The organism is Auritidibacter ignavus, assembly GCF_003703835.1.
Taxonomy (GTDB): domain Bacteria; phylum Actinomycetota; class Actinomycetes; order Actinomycetales; family Micrococcaceae; genus Auritidibacter; species Auritidibacter ignavus.
Genome location: NZ_RDQR01000041.1, coordinates 1 through 3,206, shown reverse-complemented (window position 1 = coordinate 3,206; position 3,206 = coordinate 1). Strand labels below are relative to the sequence as shown.

Annotated in this window: 3 protein-coding genes and 1 pseudogene; 2 read left to right on the top strand and 2 right to left on the bottom strand. The window is 61.8% G+C overall.

The genetic code is table 11. The features are described 5' to 3' along the window. Nucleotides 1-769: IS3 family transposase (locus DYI20_RS12055; protein WP_122549581.1), on the bottom strand; the 769-nt coding region annotated here is incomplete at its 3' end. A gap of 74 nt (nt 770-843) precedes the next feature. Beyond that, entirely contained in the window at nt 844-1,164 is a 321-nt protein-coding gene (locus tag DYI20_RS12050; RefSeq protein ID WP_166769959.1) for a transposase, read from the bottom strand. Nucleotides 1,165-1,220: 56 nt separating this feature from the next. Here DYI20_RS12050 and DYI20_RS12045 point away from each other — a divergent pair. Both DYI20_RS12045 and DYI20_RS12040 read left to right on the top strand, forming a co-directional pair. Next, nucleotides 1,221-2,249 (top strand): annotated as a pseudogene (locus tag DYI20_RS12045) (IS256 family transposase); the annotation flags it as partial. 80 nt (nt 2,250-2,329) lie between these two features. Beyond that, nucleotides 2,330-2,836: a hypothetical protein gene (locus DYI20_RS12040; protein WP_122549579.1), complete on the top strand. Its 507-nt coding sequence runs from the start codon at nt 2,330-2,332 to the stop codon at nt 2,834-2,836. Nucleotides 2,837-3,206 lie beyond the last annotated feature (370 nt).

Genomic DNA, 3,206 nt, shown 5'->3' with positions numbered 1-3,206 from the left:
CCGGTCCGCGCGCCACTGCCGCCGCATCCCCTCCGGGACCTCGCTGATCTTCATGCTCCAGTCCTTGGTCACCATCCTTGAACACCTTTCTCACCTCAAGGTGTTGCGACGACCAGTTGAATCCGCCCTGGACTCCGCGGTCGGAGTGATGGACCAGCCCGTCAAGTTCCTGCCCGGCTCGGCGGCGGGCCCACAGGCCCATATCCAGGGCGTCCAGGGCCAGATCAGTGCGCAGAGAGGTGGACACCTGCCAGCCCACGATCAGGCGGCTGAACACATCCAGGACGAAAGCGGCGTAGACCCACCCGGAGTAGGTGCGGATATAGGTCAGATCCGCTACCCAGAGCCGGTTCGGGGCGGTGGCGGTGAAGCTCCTGGCGACGAGATCTGAGGGACGCATCTGATTCTCTTCTCCTTCGGTGATGGTGGTCCGTATGGTCTTGTCTCGGCGGATGCCGCGGATGCCTTCAGCACGCATTAGCCGCTCTACGGTGCACCGGGCCACCTGGTGGCCGTTGCGGGTCAGCTGGGCGTGGATCTTCCTAGCCCCGTAGACCCCGAGGTTCTCCGCATGGGTCTTACGGATCAGAGGCACCAACTCCGCGTCTCTGCGGGATCGGGCTGAGGGCGGGCGCTTCTTCGCGGCGTAGTAGGTGCTCGCAGCGATCTGCACGCCCATGGACTTCAGCTGGGCACAGATCGGCTCGACTCCGAGCTCGGATCCTTCAACGACCTGGTGGCGGTAGGCATCGATGTAATCGACCGCCACACCAGTGGGCACCTCCCAGCCCCGCTCAGCCTCAGTTGAGACAGACTGCTGGGAGGCGCCCTGGCCGCCGGGGGCTACTTGATCTTGCGGTCGAGCTCCGCGGCGGCGAAAAAAGCCGCAGAGGTCCGCAAGATTTCATTAGCTCGCTTGACCTCGCGCAGCTCACGCTCCAGCTGGGCGATCCGCTCGGAATCCTCAGTGGTCCGGCCCGGGGCGAGCCCGCCGTCGATTTCGGTTTGACGGACCCAGTTGCGCAGGGCCTCGGGATGGATCCCGAGCTGTTCAGCGACCCGGCGGATAGCTCCGATCTTGGTCTCATGGTTCTTCCGCGCGTCCAACGCCATCCGGGTGGCGCGCTCCTTCAGCTCTTCGCTGTACTTCCGTGGTGCTGGCATAGTAACTCCCATTCTTTCCTGGTTTGGAAGTCTCTACAGAACCCGGGGCGCTTCACCGGGACGGGTCGTTCACTCCGAGGCTGGTGCCGAAGGGCTCGAGGAGGCTGGGAGGCCTCGATAACATGATCATCAGCCTGTACGCCGGTGGGATGACGATCCGGGATATCCAGCATCACCTGGTATCGACGATCGGCACCGAGCTGTCGCACGAGACGATCGCGAACATCACCGACGCGGTGCTCGAGGCGGTGATGGACTGGCAGAACCGACCGCTCGAGGAGTTCTACCCCGTGATCTATCTCGACGCGATCCGGGTGAAGGTCCGCGACAACGGCCACGTCCGATCGAAAGCCGCGCACATCGCCGTCGGCGTGGACATGGACGGGATCAAGCACGTGCTCGGCATCTGGGTGCAGAACACCGAGGGCGCGTCCTTCTGGGCCCACGTCTGCGCGGAGCTGGCCAACCGGGGTGTCCGGGACGTGCTCATCGTGTGCTGCGACGGGCTCACAGGCCTGCCGGAGGCGATCGAGGCGACCTGGCCCGATTCGCTCGTCCAGACGTGCGTCGTGCATCTCATCCGGGCCGCGAACCGGTTCGTGGCCTACGGCGACCGCAAAGCCGTGTCCAAGGGACTCAAGGCGATCTATACCGCGGCGAACGAGGACACCGCTTTGCAGGCGCTCACGGAGTTCGCCGAATCCCCGATGGGCCAGAAGTATCCGTCGGCGGTCGCGGTATGGGAGAACGCGTGGGACCGTTTCACGCCGTTCCTGGCGTTCCCGCCGGCCGCGCGTCGGGTGATCTATACGACGAACAGCATCGAGTCGCTGAACTACCAGCTGCGCAAGGTCACGAAGAACCGCTCGCAGTTCCCCAACGACGATTCCGTCGTGAAGCTGCTGTGGCTGGCGATCTGCAACATCGAGGACAAGAGAGCCCGAGAACGCGTGAAGGAGCGCGGCAAGCCAGGCCCGCGGAAGGCCTCCGGTCGGCTCGTCGAGGGCCAAGTTACGACGAACTGGAAACAAGCCCTCGCGCAGCTGACCGCCGCCTACCCCGACCGAATCCCCAACTACCTCTGAAAATCTCCCGCACACAAACCACTTGACAAGCCCCCACGGATCGCATCCGAGCCTGACGCCACCAGCTTCAAGGCACTGCAATGTCAGACGCTTTCGAGTCACTATGGCAGTTCACCGCCTCACAGCCCATCGCTCTTCAATGCCTGATCGTACTGTTGACGGGGGCAATTCCCTTCCTTGAGTCCTACTACGGCTCGGTCATCGGGATCATCGCCGGAGTTCCAGCCCTCCTAGCAATCCCCGCAGCCATTACCGGAAACATGGCCTCGACCATCGGCGTGATCTACGTTATTCACCTCAGGCAGAACCATCGACAGTCATACCAAGGACATAGTGCCCACGCAGACGCAACGGAGTTCCAAACGAACCTTCGAAACCCGAAGCTGCGACGTCGCTTCGAAAAATACGGGATTGCCGGAGTATCACTGGGGAGCCAGGTGATTCTTCCCAGTCAGATCACTGCCGCCACCCTTATCAGGGCAGGAATGCCGATTCGCAAAGTCGCACTGTGGCAAGGCCTCTCCATCACCCTCTGGGGAATTCTCTACGGTTCACTAGCAGCCTTCGGCATTGGACTACTCACATAACAGCACATTGAACCACCGAATCCGCTTCAAGCCCACGACACGTCCTGCCCATCAAGACGGCAAGCCTGCGAGTCACCCGCAACCAGCTAGATACCGCACCCTGGCCTACTCGCTATGACCTTGAACGCCTCTGCCATACACACGGGACGAATTGATAGCAACTACTCGCTCTGAAAACAGTAGCGTCCTTTAATGTGGTGTACGGCTCCCCGGTGAGAGCGTCATTCATTACAGAGTGACGGCCACCGTGTGATCCTTCGAGTGAACCTACCAAAGCACTCTCGAAAGGACGTTTCACGATGACCGTCACCCCTTCTAGTATCGACCTTCGCGGCCTGTTGGAGGAACAGCTTTTGCAGGCAAGTCCTGA

What these genes read in the sequence shown, in the direction of transcription:
- DYI20_RS12050 (WP_166769959.1), bottom strand. Translation starts at nt 1,164, where the DNA reads ATGCCAGCACCACGGAAGTACAGCGAAGAGCTGAAGGAGCGCGCCACC.
- DYI20_RS12040 (WP_122549579.1), top strand. Translation starts at nt 2,330, where the DNA reads ATGTCAGACGCTTTCGAGTCACTATGGCAGTTCACCGCCTCACAGCCC.